This window comes from Nocardia sp. NPDC005366, assembly GCF_040606855.1.
Taxonomy (GTDB): Bacteria; Actinomycetota; Actinomycetes; order Mycobacteriales; family Mycobacteriaceae; genus Nocardia.
The window spans coordinates 416,489-439,625 of sequence record NZ_JBEXFQ010000002.1; the positions used below are offsets into that span (position 1 = coordinate 416,489).

Sequence of the window (23,137 nt, forward strand, 5' to 3'; positions counted from 1 at the left end):
CGCTAGTGCGTTGACCACTTACGTTTGCCGGTCAGGCAGCGTTCGTGGTGGTTCGGGGTCGGCCCCAGCGTTGTTGGCGTTCGCTGCGGATGCGGGCGCGTTCGCGGCGTTGGGCTGCCAGCACGTCGGGGTGGCAGGCGTTGGTGTTGCGCCAGCGCAGGTAGTCCTGCAGGCGGCGGGCCAGTGCCGGATGGTTGGGGTGGTCGGAGTCACCCATGACGAAGGCACGTAGCGGCCCGAATTGGGCCTCGATCGGGTTCGCCCAAGACGCGCTGGTCGGGGTGAAGCACAACTCGACGTTGTTTCTCTCTGCCCAGCAACGGATTCGGGGTGTCTTGTTCGCCGACAAGTTGTCCAGGATCACCTAGATCGGTTCACCGTCGGGACGAGCGGCGCGGATCGATTTCAACGCCGCGAGGCTGTGGTCGCCACCTTTACCTCGGCGGGTGATGCCCCACAACTGGTCATCGGCGAGGCTGTAGCAGCCGTGGAAGTAGCGGATACCGTGCGTGCGATAGTAGGTGGCGGGCAGGCGGTGAGGTTTGCCGGTCGGCGCCCAAGCCGAGCCGTGGCAGGGCCGGATCGACAGCGGCCCGAATTGGTCGAAGGCGAAACACCGATTCAGATAGTCGGTGGTGACCTGCTCGATCCGATCCAACTTCGCCTCTTTGTCCGGGTCCTTGGACTCCTTCCAGGTGCGGGTCCGCTGGAAGGTGATCCCGCGCTCGTGCAGGATCTGGCGCAACCGTTCCCGCCCGACCCGCACCGTGCGCCCGGAAGCCGAAGCGAGGTAGCCAGCGAGTTTGCGCACACTCCAGCGGGTGAAGGGCATACCGAGCCTCACCAGGCGCGTGGTGGCCGTCGCGACGACGAATTCGATGTCGTCATCACTGATCAGGCGGGGACGGCCTCCCGCCCACCGAGGGTCCAACGCGGCCAGGCCCTTCTCGTTGAAGGCGTGGATCACCTCCCGCACGGTATCGGGGTCAGCGGCGACCAACCGCGCGATCGCCGCCACCGGCGTACCCGATGCCGAGACCATGATGATCATCGCGCGACGCACTCGTATCGCCGACCCCTTACCCCGACGCACGATCTGTTGCAGCCGTTGACCTTCCACATCGGTCAACCGACGCGCTCGAACTGGTTCCGGCACCGAACACCACCCACACTCTCGACAACCATTCCGTCATCGACAGTGCCGCAACAACCACACCCGCCACAGGATTCACCACGGCGTGTCACCCAACCGGTGAACGTTCGTGGTCACCGCACTAGCGTCCGCGCCACGACTGCCCGCTGCTGCGGTGATCCCAACACCGCGAAGCTGTCGCCGGGTGAACGGTGGATTGCATGGCACGACCGTGGAACGCGGACGTGATCGACGATTCAGCGAACCGACGCAGCGCGGTCCGCACTTCCGTGTGCTGTGACAAATCACCATACCGCAGCGGAAAATGTTGTTACACACAGACTTTACGGCCGCCGCCGATTCCGCGCGTACGATCCGAACATTCGAAAGACGGACAACGACATCGGGTCACCGCCAGCAGGTGGTACCGACACTCCGCTTCCATCCCCATCCCACGGAGGAGACAGACCCGATGGCGATTTCGAACCCGGACGGACCGAAGTTCAGCACACAACGCACCGCCGCGACGGCTCTAACCGCACTCCTAGCGATCGTCATCGGTTTCGCCGCCCCGGCGCACGCATCAACTACGCCGTCACATTATCTACTCGTCGCGAGTAGCAGGTCGAACACTATCGCCGTCTTGGGAGTCGATGGCGACGGAACGCTGTCGAACGTCCCCGACAGCCCCTTCCCCACCGGCCCCGGTGTGCTGTCACTGGTCGTCTCACCCAACGGCCGCACCGTCTACGTTCCACACATCGACGACCGATCGGTCACCGGCTACCGACTCGACGACAACGGAACCCTGCACACCGTAGCGAACATCACCTTCCGCACCCCACCCGCAGCCGTGTATCTCTCACCGGACGGCTCACAACTGTTCGTGGTGATCAGCGGTGTTCCGGCCCAGATCTACCAGTATTCGATCGCCCCGTCCGGAGCGCTCGTCGGGACCGGTGCACCTCCCGTTCGGGTCAACCGACTCAGCGACTTGCGCACCGCAGGCATAGACGTAACCGGACACTCCCTGCAACTCGCGTCCTACCTTGCTGTCACACTGTCCGCCACCTCGATCCGAGCCGACGGACGAGTCACCTCACTCGACGCGACCGGCGGGATTCTCGGACCCGTCGCCCCCGTATACACCCCTGACGGGCGCTATCTGTACCGCAGCGACGGGGTCGGCGCGACTGTCTCGGGCTTCTCGATCGGCGAGAACGGCAACCTCACGCCCACCCCCGGCTCGCCCTACCCGACCGGTGGCATTGCCCACGGCAACGTACTCAGCGGCGACAGCAAACGACTGTATGTCTCCAATACCTCAGCCGCCGGGTCGGGTGGAGGTTCGGTAGCGGGATTCCAGGTCAGTGATGACGGCGAACTGCTCGCACTGCCCGGCTCCCCCTACCCCGCCCCGGGAGGTATCTCGTGGGGACACATCACAGCGCATCCTGACGGCAAATATCTCTACCTGGCCGATACCCCCACCACACACGGAACCACCAGAATGCACACCTACGAGGTCCACGACGACGGCAGCCTGATCCCCTCCGGCCGAGAACCGGTCGACACCGGCGTAGTCGTGTCCGACGGCCCGACGATCGCCATGACACCCTAGCCTGACATCGTCACTACCTGCCTCGGGCGAGGTTGCGAGCAACGCGACGCTCACCTGGGTGGCGGCATCCTGCCAGTCCGCGACGTTTCACCCCCGCGCGTGTCGTCGCCTCGGCAACCGCGGCGGCGTACAGCGCCGCGGGCGAAGCGGACTCCCGCGTTGCAGGCGAGGGTGTTCATACCGGGTGCGAGCCGGTAGTCGACTGACACCACAACGATATTCAGGTCCCGGCCGACCAAGCTGCGCGGCCAATCGCTGGCAGCCAACCCGCCGACCGTCCAGCCTCTACCGTGGCAATTGACGACTGCGGTTCGAGGCCCCTGCGGGTTCCTCCGGCCGGTCATCGAAGAGCTATGTTGCCTTTTTTCGTGTCGTAAATCTGGATTTTCACGAGCTGGTCCATCGACATCTGCGACACAGAAGGTCCGGTACGAACGAGGTTCCAGAGATTCTCATTCCTGGTGCGAGCGAGTGATTCACGGAAGTCCTTGGCTGAATATCGGTCGTGTGTATCGAGTGGACGCTCTTTGAGAGGGGGACGGCGGAACCGCCGATGTCAGGGTAGTCCCGGGTTCGTGTCCGATGACTCGTCCCCACCCGGACGTGCGTCGCTGGTAACGGCGAGGTGCGGAGGCCCGGTTCGAGGCGAGATCCTTTGGGTTCCGCCCGGGCCGGGGCTGTCATGCGATCGGGGTCATCTATAACACGCTGTGCGGGAGGAATACTCGCATGATGTGGGTCCTCGACGCTGATTTGGCGGCGGCGGCGTTCGATCGCGTCGATCACGATCACCTTCTCGACCAGTTGGGCACCTTTCCCGCGAGGGAGATGGTGCGCCGATGGTTGAAGGCCGACGTGGTCGACCGTGGACGGTTCACTCGAAGTTCTACGCAACCCTGGACACACACTCAGACTACCAGTATAACTAGGTGGTACATGTTCGTCGGTGCCCGGAGATTTTATCGACCGAAGATGGTCGACCGGTAGCGAACCGATACCGGCAGATGTGCCGGGGAAATCGAACCGAGGTGGGTATGCGATTCACGAAGTCGGCAGACTCGGCCAGGACAGCCATCGCGACACCGGCGGCTCCTCGTCCCGTCTCCCCATCAGCCGTCGGTTCGCTCCAGTTCCGACAGCGATATCTCGCGAACTCCGTCGAGGCAGATGATGACAAACCATTCCTGTGATGTCGACCGACGTGCTCACTCCGTTCCCGCAGCTGCCGAATACAGTGATCCACTGCGGAAGGTAAAGGATCCTTCTTCCAAACCATCACCGGAACCGAAGCCCGGCAGAAGTCCCGCCGCGTCGACCGACTGGATTCCAGCTGAAGGGGACATACATCTACGAATTTGGCTGGCCGATCAGGTTTTCGACTACATGGTCGCCGTCTCAGCGATAGACAATCTGATACAAGATTGGATGCGAAGACGCTGGTGCACCCTCGAAATTATCCGTGGTGATGCCGAACGTTCGGAGCTCATACCACGTCTACCTTGTGAACGACTGTTCCAGGGGAAGTAGCCCGCAGGCGCATTCTCGCCGGACCGCTGGCGACCCGCCTGCATCCACACCCGAGGCACGGTCGGCACCAGTGAGCGAAAGGAAATATAGATGGTGGCCCGAACAGAATCACCCTCGCTTCCACATCCACTTCACCCCCACCGGCGCCAGCTGGATGAACCAGGTCGAACGCTGGTTCGGGCTACTCACCGACAAACTCATCCGCCGCGGCGTCCACACCTCGGTCAAAGCCCTCGAGCACGACATCACCGACTGGATCGCCACCTGGAACGACAACCCACACCCCTTCCGCTGGACCAAACTGCAGACCAATCCTCAAATCCCTCGCCGACTACCTCGCCAAGATCAACCCGAACAACCCCCAAAACAAATCAACAACTTAATTGCCAAATTTCAGACGCAGCACACTAGTCCCCGCCGCGTTACCGGACGCACTTCGGATTCGATATTCCGAACCCTGGGATGGAAGCGACAGCACACCGACAGTCGGCCGATGTCGCGAACTCTCCCACCACCAGATCGGCCTCAACCACATGGAGAATCGATGTCGTCACAGCTTGTAATCCTTGAGCAGCGCTCGACCGATGATTGTCTTCTGGATGTCGCTCGTGCCTTCACCGATCAGCATGAAGGCCGACTCCCGGTAAATTCGTTCGATCTCGTACGCTTTGGAGTATCCATAGCCGCCGTGGATACGGAACGACGCCTCGACGACCTCATTGGCGTACTCACTGGCGAGCATCTTCGCCATGCCCGCCTCGACATCCATTCGTGCCCCGGAGTCCTTGAGCCGGGCAGCACGCACCATCATCGTATGCGCGGCCTCGACCTTTGTTGCCATCTCGGCCAAGCGGAAAAGGATCGCCTGGTGCTCAGCTATCGGTTTACCGAACGTTTCGCGTTGCTGAGCGTATGAGATTCCGAGCTCGAAGGCTCGGATCGACAATCCACATGCACGCGCGGCGACATTTACCCGGCCGACCTCCACCCCGTCCATCATGTGGAAGAATCCGCGGCCGGGTGTGCCGCCGAGGATCTGTCCCGCGGAAATCCGGTGATCGTCCAGGATGAGTTCGGTCGTCTCGACCCCGTTGTAGCCCATCTTCTCGATCTTGCCGGGCACATTGATACCTTGCGCCGTCCGGCCGAATCCGCGCTCTTTCTCCACCAGGAACGTCGTCATATTCTTGTAGACCGAATCCGCACCCTCATCGGTCTTGCACAACAGCGCCACCAGTGTCGAAGTAGCACCGTTGGTCAGCCACATCTTCTGCCCGGTGATCGAGTAGGTTCCGTCGTCGAGGTCGGTGGCTTTCGTCGAGACAGCGGAAACGTCGGAACCCAGGCCGGGTTCCGACATAGAGAAGGCACCGCGCACCTCCCCGGTGGCCATCTGCGGCAGGTACTTCTGTTTCTGCTCGTCGGTGCCATGCCGAATGAGCATGTAGGCGACGATAAAGTGTGTGTTGATCACCCCTGACACGCTCATCCAGCCGCGGGCGATCTCCTCGACCACCAGCGCGTAGGTCAGCAGCGATTCTCCGAGTCCACCGAACTCCTCGGGGATGGTCAGGCCGAACACCCCGAGTTCCTTGAGACCTTCGATGATCTCGGTCGGGTACTCGTCGGCGTGCTCTAGTTCCTGGGCGACCGGAATGATCTTTTTGTCGACGAAATCGCGTATCGTTCCCACGATCTCGGTCTGAACATCGGTCAGGTTCTCGGTGTTGGCCAGTCGTCCCATTATCAAACCTCCTGCGCCTGCTGGGCGCGTTTGACCAACGAACCGCCGATGATGAGCCGCTGGATCTCGCTCGTTCCTTCGTAGAGCCGCAGCAGTCGCACGTCGCGATAGATGCGCTCGACAGGAACTTCACGCATATACCCGATCCCTCCGTGCACCTGGACCGCGCGGTCTGCGACGTCGCCTGCCATTTCCGTGCAGTACAGCTTTGCCACCGAAGGCCCGACGCGCCGGTCCTCGCCGGTGTGATACTTGCGGGCGCACTCGCGGGCCAGTGCCTCGCCGGCCAAGACCCCCGTCTGCATATCGGCCAAATGTGCCTGGACGAGCTGGAAGTTGCCGATGGGCACCCCGCCCTGTGTCGCGGCGGCGGCGTAGGCCACCGACTCGTCGAGCGCACGACGTGCCGAGCCGACCGCCAGTGCCGCGATGTGCACTCGGCCCCGGGCCAGCGAACTGGTCGCTGCACGATAACCCACTTCTTCGGCTCCGCCGACCAGCGCGGCAGCGGGCACACGGACATCGGCGAACGTGATATCGGCTGTCCAGGCGCCCTCCTGGCCCATTTTGCGGTCCTTCGGGCCGACCTCGATCCCGGCAGTGTCTGCTGGGACCAGGAACACCGCGATACCCGGGTCCTTCTCCTGCGGTTCCCGAGTGCGGGCGAAGACGATGAACAGGTCGGCCCACGGCGCGTTGGTGATGAACCGTTTACTGCCGTTGATGATCCAGTCGTCGCCGTCGCGGGTTGCGCGAGTCCGCAGCCCGGCGGGGTTCGAGCCGGCACCGGGTTCGGTCAACGCGAAAGAGGCCATCACCTCGCCGGAGGCGATCCGGCTGAGCCACTGAGTTCGCTGCTCATCAGTACCGTAGCCGACGAGAACCTGACCGGCGATGCCATTGTTGGTTCCGAACATCGACCTCAGCGCGAGGGTGGTGTAGCCGAACTCCATCGCCAGCTCTACGTCCTGCATGAGGTTGAGCCCGAGGCCGCCCCATTCTTGGGGGATCGCGTACCCGAACAGCCCCATTTCGGCGGCCGCGACGCGCAGGTCGTCGGGCACACGATCGGCGTCCATGATCTCCAGTTCCCGCGGAACAACTCTGGAGCGCACAAACTCTTTGGTGACCCTGAGAATATCGACGAAATCCTCTGCGCTGACCTGCTCGATCCCGCGCTGGGTGCGGGAGTCGTTGACAACGGTCATGATAATTCCACCCTGACGGTATCAGCGGGCGACTCCCCGATCACCGGGGTTGTGGGGTCGGCAACACAGTCCGGTTTGACCGCGCCGTCTGCGGTGATGGTGAACCGCGTGGTGATGGATGTGCCCTTGACGTCGGTGCGGACGTCGATGATCCCGGCCGATGCCCGTAGCGTCGCCCCGGCCGGGACCGGTGCCGGAAAACGCACTCGATCGGAGCCGTAGTTGAGCCGAGCCGTCCCGAAGTTCCAGGTGATGATCTGTGCCGCGAAGTAGGGTATCAACGACACCGTGAGGAATCCGTGCGCGATGGTTCCTTTGAACGGACCACCCGCAGCACGCTCGGGGTCGACATGGATCCACTGATGATCGCCCGTGGCCTGTGCGAAGAGGTCTATTCGGTTCTGGTCGACCACGAGCAGTTCGCTCGGGCCGAGGCTCAGCCCGATCAATTCGACCGCCTCCGTACTGGAGGTGACCACTTGACTCATGCCGCCACCTTCTCGAAGATTCCGGCCAGCCCTTGCCCGCCGCCGATACACATCGTCAGTAGACCGTAGCGCCCGTCACGACGGTGAAGTTCCCGCGACAAGGACGCCAGCATACGGCCCCCGGTCGCCCCGACCGGATGCCCCAGCGAGATCCCCGAACCGTGTGGGTTGATCCGGTCCTCGCTCGGAGCGACACCCCACTCCCGCATCACCGCCAGTGCCTGCGCGGCGAAGGCCTCATTGAGTTCGATGACATCCATATCCGCCAACGTGAGACCAGCCGCCGCCAGTGCCCGTGCCGTGGCTGGGACGGGCCCGATACCCATACGGTCGGGAGCTACGCCACCCAGACCCCACGAGTGCAGCCGAACGAGCGGCCGCAAACCCAACTCTGCGGCCCGCGCAGGCGTCGTCACCAGCGCCATGGAGGCCGCATCGTTCTGCCCGCTCGCATTCCCCGCAGTGACCGTCGCCTCCGAGTCGCTCGACCTCAGAATCGGCCGGAGCCGAGCCAGGCTGTCCAGGCTCATATCCGGACGAGGGTGCTCGTCGGTGTCGATGATCTCCTCGCCCGTTCGGCGTTTCACCACGACCGGAACAATTTCCTCAGCGAACAAACCATCGGTTTGGGCAGCTACTGCCCGGGCGTGCGACTGGACGGCCAGCACGTCCTGCTCTTCCCGGGTTATCTCGTAATCTCGCCGAAGATTCTCGGCGGTTTCGAGCATGCCGCCCGGCACTGGATAACGGGAACTGCCAGCGGTCTCACGGCCACGGACCAACCCATCGTGGATCCGCACGCCAGTACGTGCCCCACCCCACCTCATATCACTGGAGTAGAAGACGACATTGCTCATCGATTCCAGACCACCGGCGACCACCACCTCGCTGGCGCCGGACCCGACTTGAAGTACGGCGTTGATCACCGACTGCAGGCCCGAGCCACAGCGCCGATCGATCTGCTGGCCACCCACGGAAACCGGGAGCCCGGATTCCAGAGCGACCACCCGGCCGATCGCCGGTGCCTCCGACGACGGGTAGCAATGCCCGAGAATCACGTCGTCCACAGCGGTCGCGTCGATACCGGTTCGGCTCAGCAACCCAGTCAGGGCAGCGGCACCGAGATCTACCGCGCTCAATGACTGGAACACCCCGCCATACCTTCCGATAGGAGTGCGAACGGGTTCACAAATGACGACCTCACGCATGGTCATGGCCTTACTGCCGCAGGTTGGTGAACAGTGACGGTCAAGCCGCAGTGAATCGTGTCGCCGGACCGCAGTTGCAGGTTGAGTTGACGACCAGGGGCTTCCCGCTCGGGTTCCGCGCGTTCGACGCGGGCATCGGCACCGCAGAACAGGGGCGCTCGGTGCCGGTGCTCGACCCTGGTGACCGCGCCGCTGACGGCCGGAGTGTTGGACATCACAGGTTCGAGCTGGACCACCTCTGCCATCACGATCGACATGAGCGGACCGTGCACTACGAGACCTTCGTACCCCTTGATCCAAGTGGCATATGGATAGTCGTAGTGGATTCGATGGGTGTTGGCGGTAGCCGGGCTGAACCGCATCAGTACCGCCGGATCGGTGGTCAGGAACCAGTTCCCACTTGCGTCACGTGACAGTAGAGGGCCCGAGAGGGGCTCAGAATCCACCTGTGTGGGCATGGCCGGGTAATTCCTCGTCGGGCTAGCGACCGCGTTCCAGTAGATGAGGTCCTGACGTTCGGTGACGCACAACGCGCTCGACTCATCGAACAGCCGCGTCATGACTTCGACAATGACCAGGTCACCGGATCGGCCACTGGTTGTGCAAACCGAGCTGACCTGCTGCTCGCGCAGAATCGTCGATCCGATAAGCAGATCGGCGTGGAGATCGACGGAGCCGGCGGCGAACATCCCTCGTCGGCCCGGCAGTGACGGTAGGAACGGCGCGATGGCCGGATGCCCGTCTGCGCCGACGCTCCCGGACGGTGCCCAGCTGGCCGAGGCCGCCCAATGCCACAGCGGCGGTAGCGGGTCGCCGGTACTGAGCTGGGCCAAAGCGTTCCGGTCGGCCGGGTCGATGCCGAGTTCGGCGGCAAGATCGAACGAGCCGAAGACCAGTCGGCATACCGATGGGGCCGCGGCCACCGTACGTGCGTCCGGCGCTCCGGCCGCCGTTTCGATCAAGGCGATCGACGGGGACGGCCCGTCACCGAGGTTCTCGAGCCCGGCGCCGGCAGCAGCTTGCGGCACCATCAGGATCTGATCGGGTGCCGCGCGCGCGGACACATCATCGCTGTGCCACGGCGTGCCTGCTCCGTTTATCCGTACCGCCATACGCGAGCGCAGCGCGGGGTCGGCCTCCTGCCGCCAGGGCTTCACGATATCGCGCGCCGCTGTTTTCGCCTCGGCGAAAACAGCATCTTTTAGGTCGATCACCCCCAGATCCGGCTCAGCTGCCAGTGCTTTGTCGAAGCGCTCGGGCCGGGTCGCAGGGACGAACAACAGGGTTCGAGCGCTGATCGCACTGTTCATGCCACGTGTCCTTCCGCAAACAGGCGAGCACGCTCGTCTTCACCGATTCCCAATCGGGCGAGAACCTCACCGGTATCCGCCCCGGTCCGGGGCGCCGGTTCGGGACCGACGAGGCGATCACCCATCACCGGCGGCGAACCAGGAGCCAGGTACCGGCCGGCCCCGAGGTGATCCACCTCGCTGAACAGTTCGTATCGACGCAAGAGTGCGGCGGCAGCCAGATCGTGAAAGGAGCGGTAAGGCCCGAACAGTGCTCGGCTGGATTCGAGTGCACCCTGCACTTCCAGCCAGTTGCGGCGAGCGAACCATGGCTCCAGCAGGGCCTCGATCACACCACGATACTGGAAACGCTGCGTTTCCTCGGTGAAGTCCGCACCCAACGCCTGCTCGATGCCGCGCATGGCATCGAAGAGTCCGGTGGCTTCCAGAAGTCTGCGCCAGTGCCCCGAGGTGAGCACAACCACCATGAAGCGCACCTCGTCGGCGGTCACGAAGTCGCGGCCGAATGTGCCGTATACCTCGTTGCCCGAGCGTCTGCGCTCGGTACCGCGAAGCTGTGCCTCCGCGAGGTGTCCGAGCAAGCCCGCAGCGGCCAGTGCGACGTCTTCCAGCGCTACCCGCACCTGCTGGCCGTGGCCGGTTTCGCGCCGTTCGTGCAGCGCGGCGAGGAGCCCGACGGCCAAGTAGAGCCCAGCGGCGATATCCCAGCCGGGAGCCGCCGAGTTGGTCGGGCCGACAGCGTCTCGCGGGCCAGCCACTTCAGCGAATCCACTGGCGGCCTGCACGGTGTAGCCGACGGCGTTGCCACCATCCCTGGTGCCGGTCAGGAGTACGTGAATGATGTCCGGACGCCATGCACTGAGGCCGGCAAGCGACAGCCCCCGATAGCGATCCGAATTGGCCAGCAAAATCCCCGAACCGCCGGTCACCAGATCGGCGACAATCTTCTGCCCCTCCGCGGAGCCCAGGTCCACCGCCATATCCTGCTTGCCGCCGTTGAGGCCGCTCCAGTAGAGACTGGTGCCGTCCGCTGCCAGCGGCATACGGCCGCGATCCGGCGCTCCACCGATCGGTTCGACCCGGATGACGTCGGCGCCGAGCTGGCGCAGGACCATGCCACACAACGGCGTGGCGACATAGCTGGACAGTTCGACAACGGTGAGGCCCGACAGTGCGCCCGTCATCCGATTATTCCTTGATCGTAGAGCTCGCCGAGGCGGGAGGCATCGAGCCCGAGCGTGTTGGCAAGTACTTCGGCGGTGTTCTGTCCGAGGGCGGGTATGTCGCCCATGACCAGTTCGATGTCCGCGAAGGTCATCGGCGGACGCAACGCCCGGATCTTCCCATTCTCGCTGCCGACCTCTCGCCAACGATCACGGTCCGCGAGCCGTGGATGCCCGACCAGGCCCGCGATATCGTTGATCCGAGCCGCGGGGATTCCGGCTTCGTCCAGACGCCGTTCCAGGTCTTCACCGCGCCACGTGCAGGTCTGTGCAGCGACTTCGGCGTCGCATGCGGCGCGGTGCCGGACGCGCATTCGATTGGTCGCGAAGCGCGGATCCTCGGCCAGATTCGGATTGGAAAACACGTTGCGGCACAAGGCATCCCATCCGCGATCATTCTGGATACCGATGAGCACTTCTTGTCCGTCGGCTGTCGCGTAGCCGTTGTAGGGCGCGATCGATGCATGACTCAGACCCATCCGGGGGACCTGCCGTCCTGCATACATCGCGAGATACATGGGATGACCGAGCCATTCGGCGGTCGCGTCGAACATCGATACGCTGACCTCAGCGCCGACACCTGTACGTGCACGACGCAGAAGCGCGCTGAGCACTGATACGACCACGTACATGCCCGCCGCGATATCGGAAGTCGGAACCCCGGTTTTGGTAGCCGCATCAGGCGTTCCTGTCACCGACACCAGCCCGGTCTCGGCCTGCACGAGCATGTCGTAGGCTTTTCGCGTGGCCAGCGGGCCGCCGTCGCCATATCCGCTGAGGTTGGCCACGATGAGCTCCCGGTGGCGTTCCCGAAGAGCGGAAGCGGACAGACCCAATCGCTGCGCCGCCCCGGGGGCGAGATTCTGGATGAACACGTCGGCTCGGGCGATGAGGTCGGCGAGCAGTGCCACACCGGCTTCCGATTTCAGGTCGATGGCCACCGACTTCTTGCTGCGGTTCAGCCAGACGAAATGGGACGACAGCCCGTGCACTGCATGGTCGTACGCGCGGGCGAAGTCGCCTTCCCCTATCCGCTCGATCTTGACGACCCTCGGCGCCCAGATCGGCGAGGTGGCGGGTAGCCAGAGGCGCTGCCACGGCTTGCTCGACGGCAACAACGCGGATGCCCGCAAGGGGGAGGCCCTCTGCGGTTCCTCCTGCATTATCCACATTGCGAGAATGACAAGATAATAGTTTCCTATCAAGCGCATAATCGGCAATAGACTGGTGCGGAGGTGGCAACAATGGAACTGAAACATGTGAAGGCGTTCCTTGCCGTGGCCGAAGAGCTGCACTTCGGCCGGGCCGCGGCCCGGCTGCAGATGGCATCCGCCCCGCTCAGCCGCATGATCCAGCAATTGGAACGCTATCTCGGCGCGCGGCTCTTCGTTCGCACGACTCGGACAGTGCGGCTCACGGCCGCAGGCCGTGCGCTGCTCGGACCGGCCAATGACATCATCGCCGCGTTCACAGCTGCGGAACGTTGCGTCACCCACGCCTGCCAAGGGGTGATCGGTAACGTGTCCGTCGGCTTCGCCGGTCCTTCGACGCACAGCCTGATCAGCACCTTGGCGCAAGCGATCCGGATCGAGCAGCCCGGCATCGAACTATCATTGAGCAGCACCATGTACGGTTCCGGCACTCTCAACCAGCTCAGCGACCGGAACCTGGATCTGGCGATCGTGCACTGGGACTCCACACCGGTGGGGATGGGATCGCGAGTAGTGAGCCTGAACTATTACCGGATCGCGGTGCCCGCGAATCACCGGCTCGCCGATCGCTCAGAGGTCGAGTTCGCCGAACTGGCCAACGAGGCATGGGTGCTACTGCCCTCGTCCGGATCGCTAATGCGGGAGGAGACGATTAAGAAGGCCGAGGCGATCGGGTTCACTCCCCGCGTAGTTCAGGAAGCGCCGGACACCTCGACGATCATGGCGCTTGTAGCGGCGGGGGTCGGCATTACGATGACGGTCGACACCGCAGTTGCGAACGGGGCTGCCCAGGGCATCAGGGTGCTCTCGATCGCCGACGACCGTGCGGTGGCACCATGGCGCCTTGTCTGGCGATCAGACGATGACAATCCGGCCCTACAGCGGGTCCTGGAGATCTCGAATGCGGTTTTACCGACCCCGCCGGGGTTCGATGACCGCCGAGGGCGCGCAGCATTCAGGGCTGCTGCTCGGATAGATGACATCTATCCTGTCGGCGGATAGAACGCCTGGATGTCACTGTGCCCGAGGGTTATGGCGGCCAAGCGCTCAAGCCTCTTGGGCGGCAGCGGCCTCGCGGCACAGCGTGGCCAGTCTCCGCCCAGATTGGCCTGATGAGGGCAACCGTAGCCGAGAAGGCGCCCGGTGCCGGCGGTCCCACCGCGCCGACCGACATCCCTGACCGCCGCACGGCTTCGCAAGCTCACCCCAATCGAATTTGAGACAATAAACCGGTCCGCACTCGCGGCCCGATAGACCAAACCCGCGAGTCCACCGAACTCGGGGCAGTCCCGCTCCGCGTCACGGTCGAGTGCGCACTCCCGGCCAAAGGTGAACAACACCTTCGGGATCGCGCGGCCTTCTCCGGGTCCCACACGTTGTGGGCCAGATGCAGATACCGGACCGTGCCGGACTTGTTGTCCCGCTTGGTCGTTTTCACGTACACGACTCCAGAGGCTACGACATACCAGCTGATCACGCGACACGAGAACAGATAATCGCGTCTCGAGGCGATTTCGAGGATTGCTCTCGTTCGGAGCACTGTGCCCCTGGAAAACGGGCTGTTTCGGGCTCCGGAACCCCGGAATTGCGCGGAACGCGGGAGAATCGGATCGATGACAACCCAACCGGGTTCACGGAGTTGACGCAGTTGCTCACCGACGCAGGCGACACCGCCGAGGATCCGATCCCGAACGCGATCGAAACCCCGCGCAGACTGGTGGTCGCCGCTTGGCGCGCATCGGATCGTCCAGTGTTCGCCATCAACCCGATGGCGGTGGCCCGCTATCGGGAGCGCCACACCATGACACGCGCCAAGTCCGACCACGTCGACGCCATGACCCTCGCCAACATCCTCCGACTTCCAGCGTCTCCACCTTGTGACCTTGCCGCCGGCACCTCTACGACAGAAGCAGACGAAGATTACCTAGAGAACCTCGTTTACTATCTGCATTGCTGCAGTATCGGCCTTCATTGAAGGCTCGATCCGAGGGGAGCAGTAGTCAAACTCGGCAGTATGCCGCGCTCAGAGCGGACTTCCCCACACCACTCGGGCTGCACCCCGGCCTCATCCCCGCCGCGAGCGGGCACCCCGTAACCTAGAGGCTCAACGAGAACCAAGTAAACCTAGATTTCTTATTGACACATCTATTTTTCCCACCTAGGTTTACCTGGCCTCAGGTTTGTGACTCACATCACCGATCTGCTCCGGCAGCCCTAGCTTCATGAGAGAAAGCAGCACGATGATCCACAAACGTGACCATTGGCGTTCGATCAGGAACTTCGGCCTGATCGCTCTCGTTCCCGCTATCGCACTCGCCACGGCCTGTAGCAGCGGAGACGACTCGACGAGCAGCTCGGCCGACGCCCCGAGCAGCGCCTTCCCCGACAAGCCGGCGACGGGTAGCACGGTCAAGATCGGGCTGATCAATCCCGAAGGTGGACCGGCGATTTCGCAGCCGTCGAATCGGAGTGCCGCCGAAGCTGTAGTCAAGTACGCGAACGCGAATCTGGGCGGCATCGCCGGGCACCGCATCGAACTCGTCACCTGTGCGGCGAAGGAAGATCCGGCCTCCAACCGCGACTGCGCCAATCAGATGGTCGAGGCGAAAGTTTCCGCGGTCGTCGTCACCACCACCGCCAATGGCGACACTATGGCCCCGGTCATCGCAGGAGCGGGCATTCCGTACTTCACCCCGGCCGGCTCGAGCGCTGGGGAATTGACTACTCCTGACGCTTTCTCTCTCACCGGCGGATTCCCGGGCGGGCTGGCGTCGATGGCGGCCTATTCCGCCAGCAAGGGATACAAGAAGGTCACCGCATACGTGATCGATGCCGGCGCCGCAGCCGCCACCGCAAAGGCATTGGGTGGGGCCGTCTTCGGCGCAGCGGGCATCGATCTGCAGGTGGTGCCGATTCCGCTGGGGACACCAGATGCAACTCCACAGGTGAGCTCCGGAATCTCCGGGGATGTCGGTGCGGTCGCCGTCGTCGGCGACGCCACGATGTGCACCGCGGTCGTCAAGGCACTCGGAACCATCGGCGCGAAGCAGGACAAGATGCTCATTCAGCCGTGCTTGGACCCCGCGACCGTCGAGGCCGTCGGCGACGCCATGGACGGCGCTCACGTCTTCACCACCGCAGATCTGGTCTCCGATGATCCCGAGGCTGTGCTCTATCGCAGTGTGATGAAGAAGTACTCACCCGATACCGACATCGCCGGCTACACCTACACCGGTTACCAGGGCATGCTCGGCTTGGTTCGGGCCACGCAGGGGCTCACCGGCGATCCGTCCGCCGCGGCCGTCTCCACTGCGATCAAAACTGCCCAGAATGTGCCGCTTCCTGCCGGGCACGGCATCACCTTCACATGCAATGGCACCGCGATGGCGCAGCTGTCCGCGATCTGCAGCATGCAGATGGTGAGGGTGACCGTCGTAGACGGCAAGCCCACGGATCCGCAGGTCACCAAGTAGATCCACAAGTTCGGCGAAACCTGCTATATCCGAGAGGGCTTTTCGTGACCGACCATCTGGTGTTCCTGACGCTCGGGCTGGGCAACGGCGCGGTCTACGCGGCGCTGGGCTTGGCGCTGGCGATGACATTCCGCAGTTCCGGCGTGGTGAACTTCAGCACCGGCGCGGTGGCGTTGTATGTGGCCTACACGTACGGGCTGTTGCGCAAAGGTGAGTTGCTCAACCCGATTCCAGGAATGGCGAAGTCTGTCCATCTCGGAGGACGCCTCGGCCTCTGGCCCGCGATGGCGATATCGCTCGTCATCGCGGGCGCACTTGGAGCTCTGATCTACGCCATCGTCTTCCGGCCGTTGCGCACCGCACCTCCCGTCGCGAAGGCAGTGGCCTCGATCGGTGTGATGCTGTTCGTACAGGCACTGCTTGCGGTGCGGGTCGGCACCACGCCGGTATCAGTGAAGGCGATCCTGCCGGCCGGATCCCTCTCCGTCGGTGATGCTCGTATCCCCTTGGACCGGGTGTGGTTCGCCGGTGTCATACTTGCCCTCGCCGTTGTTCTGACCCTGTTGTTTCGCTGGACCCGCTTCGGACTGGCCACCCGTGCGGCCGCCGAATCGGAGAAGGGGGCGCTGGTCACCGGGCTCTCCCCGGAACGCCTCGCCTTCGGAAACTGGGCGCTGAGCACTGCGGTGGCCGGATTGAGCGGGATCCTGATCGCGCCGATCGTGCCCCTCATACCGGTCTCCTACACCTTGTTCATCGTGCCGGCGCTCGCGGCCGCCCTGGTCGGCAACTTCAACACGCTGGGACCTACTGTTGCCGCCGGTCTCTGCATCGGCATGCTGCAGTCGGAGACGACGTATCTGCAGAGCACCGTCGACTGGTTTCCGAAATCAGGTATGGCGGAACTGGTTCCTCTGGTATTGATCCTCATCTTCTTGGTGGTCCGCGGCAGGCCGCTGCCGTCCCGCGGCGCCGTCATTGTCCGGACCCTGGGCCGGGCACCGAGGCCGAACAACCTACTCGTTCCTACCGTCGTCGCAATAGTGGTGGCGCTGGTCGCATTGCTGACGACATCGGGCAGCTACCGTGCCGCCGTCATCACCACCTTGATCCTTGCGGTCGTCGCGTTGTCGCAGGTAGTCGTCACCGGATTCGCGGGACAGATTTCGCTGGCACAGTTGACGCTCGCGGGCATCGGCGCATTCACCCTCAGCCGTCTGACCACCGACCTCGGCATCCCGTTTCCGATCGCACCCGTGCTGGCCGCCGCAGTGGCTACGGTGATCGGCGTCGTCGTGGGGCTGCCGGCGCTGCGAATCCGCGGGCTGCCCGTCACCGTGGTCACCTTGGCGTTGGCGGTATTCCTCGACGCGTTCTGGTTCCGCAACAGCAACCTCAACGGTGGCCTGAACGGCGCGCACGTCGAGAATCCGAGCCTGTTCGGCATCGATCTGGGTATCGGCGTGGGGCAGTCGTATCCGCGGATCCCGTTCGGCATCGTGTGCCTCGTGGTCCTGACGCTGGTCGCGGTGGGCGTCGCCAAGCTGCGGACCAGCCGCCTCGGCGCCTCGATGCTCGCGGTGCGGGCCAATGAGCGCTCAGCGGCAGCATCGGGAATCGACGTGTCCCGCACGAAGATCGAGGCGTTCGCCATCAGTGCCTTCATCGCCGGGCTTGGTGGAGCGCTGATGGGCTACCAGCAGACCGTCGCGACCGCGGAATCATTCTCGGTACTGGGTGGTGTCGGCCTGTTCGCAATCGTTTACATCGCCGGCATCACCTGCGTCTCAGGCGGCCTGCTAGCCGGTATCATCGGCTCGGGCGGTGTCCTGTTCATTTTCATGGACCGTGAGCTGCACCTCGGCGAGTACTACTCGATCATTTCCGGCATCCTGCTGGTACTGACGGTCGTCCGATACCCCGAGGGCCTTGCAGGCCACATGCATCAGTACTCGGCTTGGATCCGCCGACGGCTCCGCCGAAACCATCCCACCGAGCCCAAGCGTGCGGCCTCGACTCCACCGCTCGAGCCCGCGCGGCGGTTGCCGGAGTCCTCCGATGAAGTCCTGCTCGCCGTCCGAGGCATCGGCGTCCGTTACGGCGGTGTCGTGGCACTCGACGATGTCACCTTCGACGTGCGGGCCGGCGAGATCGTCGGTTTGATCGGCCCGAACGGCGCTGGCAAAACCACCTGCATCGACGCGATCAGCGGGTTCGCCTCCACCTCGGGCACGGTGACGCTCGATAACCGGCGGGTCGACAGCCTCGTCCCACATCGGCGGAGCAGGCTCGGCCTCGGCCGGACCTTCCAGGGCGTCGAGTTGTACGACGATCTGACAGTGCGTGAGAACGTCGAGGTCGGCACGGTTGCCGCTGCCGAGCGCTCCCGCGGTTCCGCGCACTCCGATATCGAGGCTCTGTTCAGCGTCCTCCATCTCGACGCGGTCGCCGATCGTTCGGTCAACGAACTGTCGCAAGGTCAGCGTCAGCTGGTCTCGGTGGCCCGCGCGCTGGCCGGACGCCCGCGCATTGTACTTCTCGATGAACCCGCTGCCGGGCTCGACACGACCGAAAGTCTCTGGCTCGGTGCGCGTTTGAAAGGCGTGCGGGACGCGGGAGTGACAGTGCTGATGGTCGACCACGACATGGACCTCGTCCTCGAGGTCTGCGATCGGATCATCGTGCTCGACCTCGGCCGAGTCATCGCTCAAGGCACACCCGAGCAAATCCAGACGAATCCCGACGTGGTGCGCGCCTACCTCGGCACCACACACACCGCCACGGAGGTGCCTGCATGACCATCGTTCTCGAATGTGCTGGAGTGGAGGCCGGGTATTCGAAGGGACGGCCGTGTGTGCGAGGCTTCGACCTCTCGCTCACCGAAGGCGAGGTGCTGTGCCTGCTGGGCCCCAACGGCGCAGGCAAGACCACGCTGCTGATGACTCTGGCCGGATTGCTGCCCGGGCTCGGCGGCTCGGTCTCCATCGCGGGGGCGAGGGTCGCGCACGGCCGGGCCCGCGCGGCCTCACGCGCGGGCTTGGTGCTCGTACCCGACGATCGGGCACTGTTCAACGGGCTCACCGTGAAGGAGAATCTCGAACTCGCACGTTGCCGCTCGGGTCCGACCGTTACCGAGATCATCGAATATTTTCCACGGCTCGGAGAGCGGACGAAGGTCGCAGCCGGCATGCTGTCCGGCGGTGAACAGCAGATGCTCGCGATCGGGCGAGCCCTGATGCAGAAGCCGAAAATCCTGCTGATCGACGAACTGAGCATGGGACTGGCACCGGTGATCGTCGAATCGCTGCTCCCGGTGATTCGACGGGTCGCCGACGACCGAGGCACGGCGGTGATCCTCGTCGAGCAACACGTGCGACTCGCTCTCGAAATCGGGGACACCGCAATCATTCTGGCCCACGGACGCGACGTACTTCGCGGCAGCGCGGCCGACCTCGCGGCCGATCCGGGGCGGATCGAGCGTGCGTACCTCGGCGCGGTGGATGCCGAGGCCCGGTCCTGAGCCCGCTCCATCCGATCCGGCCATATCTGTTGGCCACTTGGTCTCTGCGTTGTCGCGGGCGGTCCCGTTTCGCCGTTTTAAAGCCGCGGATGTGCGTTCGATCCTCGCTGCAGGCGCCGGGACACCGCAACCAGGACCTGCGGGAGATGCGTTGATCCTGGATTTGCCGACAGCTCCGACCAGATCGCTCGACGCCTACGCCATCTCACCGTCCACGTCCGGTGACCAGCAGGTGTGCCGTCATGACCGACACCACCACAACCGCAAGGCGGTCGAGCCGACATTTGTTGCACTTCCACAAGTTCCAAAGTTGTCAGCGGATCCTGAGGCCGGATTGCGGCGACTCGCTGCGATCCGGCAAACCGCTCCCGCGGTGCTGCTGACAGCGAAGATGCGGCGGGTGGACACCGGAAGAGGTGCTGCGGACGTTGATCGAATCCGAACTCGCCGCAAAGGATGCCTCGAACATCGTCGCCCGACCAAGGCGGCGGCGTTCCCGGTGACGAAGACGTCGGAGTCGTTCGATGTCGCCGCATAGTCTATCCAGCCGAAAGTATTCGATTACTTGTCGAGCTTGGAATAGGTTCGCACGCACTCGAATCTGGCGCTCATCGGCCCAACCGTGGCAGGGAAAACGCACACCTTGTTCGGGCTCGGTGTCGCAGCGGTCCACGCCTTCACAAAGTCCGATACTTCACCGCTGCTGATCTCGTCGAGACGTCGTATCGCGGACTTGCGGACAACGCCGTCGGCAAAATCATCGAATCCCTGTTACGGGTCGATCTGATCATCGTCGACGAGTTGGGGTTCGCCCCGCTCGATGACCACGTCAATGTGTCTTCGGAACGACAACAGCTACAACCTGACTATGGAAGGTTCGATATGTTCAAATGCAATACGATCCTGATCCTTGATCGGTCCGGTCGTCCGTTTTATCTCGATCGCACCGACCCATCCGGCCAGAGCTCACGACTTTCCCAGGCGACGGGATCTGCACTGTGACGGCCTGCGACGCCGTGAGACTGGGCGGCAGCGGGCTCCAGATCTCGCCACTGGTACTGGGCTGCATGAGTTTCGGCGACCCGACGCGAGGCGGCCATTCATGGACTCTCAACGAGGATGAAAGCCGCCCACTGTTGCAAGCCGCGTTCGAAGCGGGTATCACCACCCTCGACACGGCCAATGGGTACTCGAACGGGTCGAGCGAGGAGATCATCGGCCGATTCGTCGCCGAGACCGGCGAACGCGAACAGTTCGTCATTGCTACCAAGGTGTTCGCCCCTATGCGCCCCGGCGGCAACGGCGGTGGACTGTCCCGGCGCGCTATCCACGAGCAAGTCGATGGATCACTGCGTCGGCTGGGCACCGAGTGGATCGACCTATACCAGGTTCACCGGTTTGACCCGGACACTCCGATCGAAGAGACAATGGAGGCACTGCACGACGTGGTCAAGGCCGGCAAGGTGCGCTATCTGGGCGCGTCCTCGATGTGGGCGTGGCAGTTCGCACAGATGCAACACATCGCCCAGCAGCACGGCTGGACACCCTTCATATCCATGCAGAACCAATACAACCTCGTACAACGTGAAGAAGAACGCGAGATGCATCCCTTCTGCGCAGCTACCGGCGTCGGGACGCTGCCATGGTCTCCCTTGGCGCGTGGACGGTTGACACGCGACTGGGATGACGCCTCCACCACGCGTGCTGGCAGCGACAAATTCGGCAGCACGCTGTATCGACAGGCACAGGACTCCGACCGCGCCATCGCGGCCGCGGTAGCCGCCATCGCCGAACAGCGGAACGTATCTCGCGCACAGGTGGCACTCGCCTGGGTGCGACAGCAACCGGTGGTCGCCGCGCCGATCGTCGGCGCAACGAAAGTCAGCCATCTTCACGACGCCATCGAGTCCCTACAGATCACGCTCGGCGAGGACGAGCAGGCGAAGCTGACCGAGCCCTACGTGCCGCGCTTGCCCGAAGGTTTTCGTTGACCGTCCGGATGAACGCTGGTCCGTTAGAGCGTTGCCAAGCCCACAACTGACTGGTCGGCGTCCCCGAGGGGGAACTGGTTGTCGACTGTCAGTTGACGGCTTCGAATCTCCCTCATCAATTCTCTGGCGCACGAGAAGTATGCCGAACTGTCTGCGGCAACTGTTCGCAGTATTGCGAACAACTGCACGGATGTCACGGCAGCTCCGGACCAGGTCCGGGGGGAGTTCGACCAGAATTGCCTGGACGCGGTCTGGTCCAGCGATATCACCTATCTGACCTGCGGAGAAGGTGACATGTATTTATAAGCTACGTGGAATCTCGCAGCCATCCGGGGCGGCTGCGACCACGAACCATGGGGGTGGGTGCGAGCCATGGACTCGGCGGCGACATCGCCGCCGCAACCGACGCGCTCCTGGCGGGCCCGCTGGCCAATCCGTCACATCGCGTCGTGCAGCTCCAGAATTGTAGCCACTCGGACGCCCGTTCGTGCCGCCCCAGCACCGGCCACCCACCCTCATCCCGCCGCTCGAATGCGAACGCCCGCGCGGCTTCCCTCGGCTCGCGCATAGAGCCGCGATCAGGTTGCCGCGCAGCCGGGGCCGAGTGCTTGCGCGGCAGTTCGGTACGCAACGCGGCTGCAAGACAGTCAGGACCGCCGTAGCCGTCGGATCTATCCGACCGGCGACGGCGTTATGCTATGGGGCGTGCGCCGCGCACTACCGACGCCTATGCGCGAGGTCTGACGGAGTTTCTGCAGGTGTGCGGGCGTGAGGGGATCGATCCGGTGACCGCGACGCGGGCCGATGTGGCGGTGTTCGTACGGGAGTTGACGGTGCGTCCGAGTCGCCGCGGCGCGAATGTGGTGGCGCTGGATTCAGGGGCGGGGTTGGCCAACGCGACGCTGCAGCAGCGCCTGGTTCCGGTGCGTCTGTTCTTCGACTTCTTGGTCGAGGAAGGGTTCGGGAATCGAATCCCGTTGGGCGGGGCAGATATACGCCTGCCAGCCGGTTCGGCGGTCGTAGTCGTGGGCTGGTGCCGCGGATGGTGAAGCTGCCGTGGATTCCCAGCGAGGCGCAGTGGCGGCGGCTGCTCGAGGTGTTCGCCGAGGAGCCGATCCGGAATCGCGTGATGCTCGCGCTGGCTTATGATGCCGGGCTGCGCCGCGAAGAGCTGTGTTCGCTGCGCAGCGATGATCTCGACCCCGCGCACCGCATGCTGCGGGTGCGGACGGAGACGACCAAGACTCGCCGGGAACGGATGGTTCCCTACTCGGCGTCCACCGGGGTGCTGTTGTCGCAGTATCTGCAACATCGGGCGGCGATGAGCCGGGCCCGGGGTGGGTTGTTTTCTGTCAGAATCGCGGCGCAATCACGCTGAGCCACTGACCCGCGTTCCGCAGAATTAGGGGGTTCTGGAGGGAAGCGAGGGTATGAATCCGCAGGTCGCGGGGTCTGGTGCGGGAGCTGCGGGCAGAATATGC

The 23,137-nt window shown here is 63.8% G+C and carries 20 protein-coding genes and 3 pseudogenes; 13 read left to right on the forward strand and 10 right to left on the reverse strand.

Going from position 1 to position 23,137, the window contains the following annotated elements:
• Positions 1 to 31: 31 nt before the first annotated feature.
• The gene (locus ABZS43_RS04245; RefSeq protein WP_355034336.1) at positions 32 to 217 is read right to left on the reverse strand and encodes a hypothetical protein; all 186 of its coding nucleotides are present in this window, start codon (positions 215 to 217) and stop codon (positions 32 to 34) included.
• Between ABZS43_RS04245 and ABZS43_RS04250 the strand changes: the two genes are divergently transcribed.
• Positions 216 to 368 (forward strand): hypothetical protein, encoded by a 153-nt coding sequence (locus ABZS43_RS04250; protein ID WP_355034337.1) that lies wholly within the window; start codon positions 216 to 218, stop codon positions 366 to 368. The genes ABZS43_RS04245 and ABZS43_RS04250 overlap by 2 nt on opposite strands.
• On the opposite strand, the gene ABZS43_RS04255 is transcribed toward ABZS43_RS04250, so the two are convergent.
• The gene (locus ABZS43_RS04255) at positions 365 to 1,120 is read right to left on the reverse strand and encodes a helix-turn-helix domain-containing protein (protein WP_355034386.1); all 756 of its coding nucleotides are present in this window, start codon (positions 1,118 to 1,120) and stop codon (positions 365 to 367) included. The two genes, ABZS43_RS04250 and ABZS43_RS04255, sit on opposite strands and share 4 nt — an antisense overlap.
• A 655-nt stretch (positions 1,121 to 1,775) precedes the next feature.
• Between ABZS43_RS04255 and ABZS43_RS04260 the strand changes: the two genes are divergently transcribed.
• Positions 1,776 to 2,753, forward strand: coding sequence for a hypothetical protein (locus ABZS43_RS04260; RefSeq protein ID WP_355034338.1), 978 nt, complete (start codon positions 1,776 to 1,778; stop codon positions 2,751 to 2,753).
• Between the two features lie 50 nt (positions 2,754 to 2,803).
• On the opposite strand, the gene ABZS43_RS04265 is transcribed toward ABZS43_RS04260, so the two are convergent.
• Complete coding sequence (locus ABZS43_RS04265) at positions 2,804 to 3,097, reverse strand: alpha/beta hydrolase fold domain-containing protein (RefSeq protein WP_355034339.1); 294 nt, start codon at positions 3,095 to 3,097, stop codon at positions 2,804 to 2,806.
• A gap of 1,292 nt (positions 3,098 to 4,389) precedes the next feature.
• On the opposite strand from ABZS43_RS04265, the pseudogene ABZS43_RS04270 reads away from it, so the two are divergent.
• A pseudogene (locus ABZS43_RS04270) lies at positions 4,390 to 4,663 on the forward strand (hypothetical protein); the annotation flags it as partial.
• Between the two features lie 167 nt (positions 4,664 to 4,830).
• On the opposite strand, the gene ABZS43_RS04275 reads toward ABZS43_RS04270, so the two are convergent.
• From ABZS43_RS04275 to ABZS43_RS04305, 7 genes and pseudogenes are all read right to left on the reverse strand, one after another.
• Positions 4,831 to 6,024 (reverse strand): acyl-CoA dehydrogenase family protein, encoded by a 1,194-nt coding sequence (locus ABZS43_RS04275; protein WP_355034340.1) that lies wholly within the window; start codon positions 6,022 to 6,024, stop codon positions 4,831 to 4,833.
• A gap of 2 nt (positions 6,025 to 6,026) precedes the next feature.
• Positions 6,027 to 7,232 (reverse strand): acyl-CoA dehydrogenase family protein, encoded by a 1,206-nt coding sequence (locus ABZS43_RS04280; RefSeq protein ID WP_355034341.1) that lies wholly within the window; start codon positions 7,230 to 7,232, stop codon positions 6,027 to 6,029.
• The gene (locus tag ABZS43_RS04285) at positions 7,229 to 7,720 is read right to left on the reverse strand and encodes a MaoC family dehydratase (protein ID WP_355034342.1); all 492 of its coding nucleotides are present in this window, start codon (positions 7,718 to 7,720) and stop codon (positions 7,229 to 7,231) included. Before ABZS43_RS04285 ends, ABZS43_RS04280 begins: the two co-directional genes overlap by 4 nt.
• Complete coding sequence (locus ABZS43_RS04290; RefSeq protein ID WP_355034343.1) at positions 7,717 to 8,928, reverse strand: acetyl-CoA C-acetyltransferase; 1,212 nt, start codon at positions 8,926 to 8,928, stop codon at positions 7,717 to 7,719. Before ABZS43_RS04290 ends, ABZS43_RS04285 begins: the two co-directional genes overlap by 4 nt.
• Before the next feature lie 2 nt (positions 8,929 to 8,930).
• Positions 8,931 to 10,238 carry an aldolase/citrate lyase family protein gene (locus ABZS43_RS04295; RefSeq protein WP_355034344.1) on the reverse strand — a complete coding sequence of 436 codons (1,308 nt, stop codon included), beginning with the start codon at positions 10,236 to 10,238 and terminating at the stop codon, positions 8,931 to 8,933.
• A complete protein-coding gene (locus tag ABZS43_RS04300) occupies positions 10,235 to 11,422 on the reverse strand; it encodes a CoA transferase (RefSeq protein ID WP_355034345.1) in 1,188 nt (395 codons plus the stop codon). The genes ABZS43_RS04295 and ABZS43_RS04300 overlap by 4 nt, the downstream gene beginning before the upstream one ends.
• A pseudogene (locus ABZS43_RS04305) lies at positions 11,419 to 12,631 on the reverse strand (CaiB/BaiF CoA-transferase family protein). The gene ABZS43_RS04300 and the pseudogene ABZS43_RS04305 overlap by 4 nt, the downstream one beginning before the upstream one ends.
• Positions 12,632 to 12,705: 74 nt before the next feature.
• Here ABZS43_RS04305 and ABZS43_RS04310 point away from each other — a divergent pair.
• The 10 genes and pseudogenes from ABZS43_RS04310 to ABZS43_RS04355 all read left to right on the forward strand — a co-directional run bounded on the left by ABZS43_RS04310 (position 12,706) and on the right by ABZS43_RS04355 (position 23,034).
• Positions 12,706 to 13,674, forward strand: a complete 969-nt coding sequence (locus ABZS43_RS04310) for a LysR substrate-binding domain-containing protein (RefSeq protein ID WP_355034346.1) — start codon at positions 12,706 to 12,708, stop codon at positions 13,672 to 13,674.
• Between the two features lie 385 nt (positions 13,675 to 14,059).
• Positions 14,060 to 14,647, forward strand: a complete 588-nt coding sequence (locus ABZS43_RS04315; protein WP_355034347.1) for a transposase — start codon at positions 14,060 to 14,062, stop codon at positions 14,645 to 14,647.
• Positions 14,648 to 14,912: 265 nt separating this feature from the next.
• Positions 14,913 to 16,145 (forward strand): ABC transporter substrate-binding protein, encoded by a 1,233-nt coding sequence (locus ABZS43_RS04320; protein WP_355034348.1) that lies wholly within the window; start codon positions 14,913 to 14,915, stop codon positions 16,143 to 16,145.
• Between the two features lie 44 nt (positions 16,146 to 16,189).
• On the forward strand, positions 16,190 to 18,943 hold the full coding sequence (locus tag ABZS43_RS04325; protein WP_355034349.1) for a branched-chain amino acid ABC transporter permease/ATP-binding protein: 2,754 nt from the start codon (positions 16,190 to 16,192) through the stop codon (positions 18,941 to 18,943).
• On the forward strand, positions 18,940 to 19,665 hold the full coding sequence (locus ABZS43_RS04330) for an ATP-binding cassette domain-containing protein (protein ID WP_355034350.1): 726 nt from the start codon (positions 18,940 to 18,942) through the stop codon (positions 19,663 to 19,665). The genes ABZS43_RS04325 and ABZS43_RS04330 overlap by 4 nt, the downstream gene beginning before the upstream one ends.
• A gap of 37 nt (positions 19,666 to 19,702) precedes the next feature.
• A pseudogene (locus tag ABZS43_RS04335) lies at positions 19,703 to 19,873 on the forward strand (IS21 family transposase); the annotation flags it as partial.
• Between the two features lie 248 nt (positions 19,874 to 20,121).
• Positions 20,122 to 20,667 (forward strand): ATP-binding protein, encoded by a 546-nt coding sequence (locus ABZS43_RS04340; RefSeq protein ID WP_355034351.1) that lies wholly within the window; start codon positions 20,122 to 20,124, stop codon positions 20,665 to 20,667.
• Positions 20,664 to 21,656: an aldo/keto reductase gene (locus tag ABZS43_RS04345; protein WP_355034352.1), complete on the forward strand. Its 993-nt coding sequence runs from the start codon at positions 20,664 to 20,666 to the stop codon at positions 21,654 to 21,656. Before ABZS43_RS04340 ends, ABZS43_RS04345 begins: the two co-directional genes overlap by 4 nt.
• A 785-nt stretch (positions 21,657 to 22,441) precedes the next feature.
• Positions 22,442 to 22,705, forward strand: coding sequence for a hypothetical protein (locus ABZS43_RS04350; RefSeq protein WP_355034353.1), 264 nt, complete (start codon positions 22,442 to 22,444; stop codon positions 22,703 to 22,705).
• Positions 22,699 to 23,034 (forward strand): site-specific integrase, encoded by a 336-nt coding sequence (locus tag ABZS43_RS04355; RefSeq protein WP_355034354.1) that lies wholly within the window; start codon positions 22,699 to 22,701, stop codon positions 23,032 to 23,034. The genes ABZS43_RS04350 and ABZS43_RS04355 overlap by 7 nt, the downstream gene beginning before the upstream one ends.
• Positions 23,035 to 23,137 lie beyond the last annotated feature (103 nt).

What these genes read in the sequence shown, in the direction of transcription:
- ABZS43_RS04245 (WP_355034336.1), bottom strand. Translation starts at nt 217, where the DNA reads ATGGGTGACTCCGACCACCCCAACCATCCGGCACTGGCCCGCCGCCTG.
- ABZS43_RS04300 (WP_355034345.1), bottom strand. Translation starts at nt 11,422, where the DNA reads ATGACGGGCGCACTGTCGGGCCTCACCGTTGTCGAACTGTCCAGCTAT.
- ABZS43_RS04330 (WP_355034350.1), top strand. Translation starts at nt 18,940, where the DNA reads ATGACCATCGTTCTCGAATGTGCTGGAGTGGAGGCCGGGTATTCGAAG.
- ABZS43_RS04280 (WP_355034341.1), bottom strand. Translation starts at nt 7,232, where the DNA reads ATGACCGTTGTCAACGACTCCCGCACCCAGCGCGGGATCGAGCAGGTC.
- ABZS43_RS04265 (WP_355034339.1), bottom strand. Translation starts at nt 3,097, where the DNA reads ATGACCGGCCGGAGGAACCCGCAGGGGCCTCGAACCGCAGTCGTCAAT.
- ABZS43_RS04310 (WP_355034346.1), top strand. Translation starts at nt 12,706, where the DNA reads ATGGAACTGAAACATGTGAAGGCGTTCCTTGCCGTGGCCGAAGAGCTG.
- ABZS43_RS04275 (WP_355034340.1), bottom strand. Translation starts at nt 6,024, where the DNA reads ATGGGACGACTGGCCAACACCGAGAACCTGACCGATGTTCAGACCGAG.
- ABZS43_RS04315 (WP_355034347.1), top strand. Translation starts at nt 14,060, where the DNA reads ATGCAGATACCGGACCGTGCCGGACTTGTTGTCCCGCTTGGTCGTTTT.
- ABZS43_RS04340 (WP_355034351.1), top strand. Translation starts at nt 20,122, where the DNA reads ATGCCTCGAACATCGTCGCCCGACCAAGGCGGCGGCGTTCCCGGTGAC.
- ABZS43_RS04290 (WP_355034343.1), bottom strand. Translation starts at nt 8,928, where the DNA reads ATGCGTGAGGTCGTCATTTGTGAACCCGTTCGCACTCCTATCGGAAGG.
- ABZS43_RS04295 (WP_355034344.1), bottom strand. Translation starts at nt 10,238, where the DNA reads ATGAACAGTGCGATCAGCGCTCGAACCCTGTTGTTCGTCCCTGCGACC.
- ABZS43_RS04355 (WP_355034354.1), top strand. Translation starts at nt 22,699, where the DNA reads ATGGTGAAGCTGCCGTGGATTCCCAGCGAGGCGCAGTGGCGGCGGCTG.
- ABZS43_RS04320 (WP_355034348.1), top strand. Translation starts at nt 14,913, where the DNA reads ATGATCCACAAACGTGACCATTGGCGTTCGATCAGGAACTTCGGCCTG.
- ABZS43_RS04250 (WP_355034337.1), top strand. Translation starts at nt 216, where the DNA reads ATGACGAAGGCACGTAGCGGCCCGAATTGGGCCTCGATCGGGTTCGCC.
- ABZS43_RS04285 (WP_355034342.1), bottom strand. Translation starts at nt 7,720, where the DNA reads ATGAGTCAAGTGGTCACCTCCAGTACGGAGGCGGTCGAATTGATCGGG.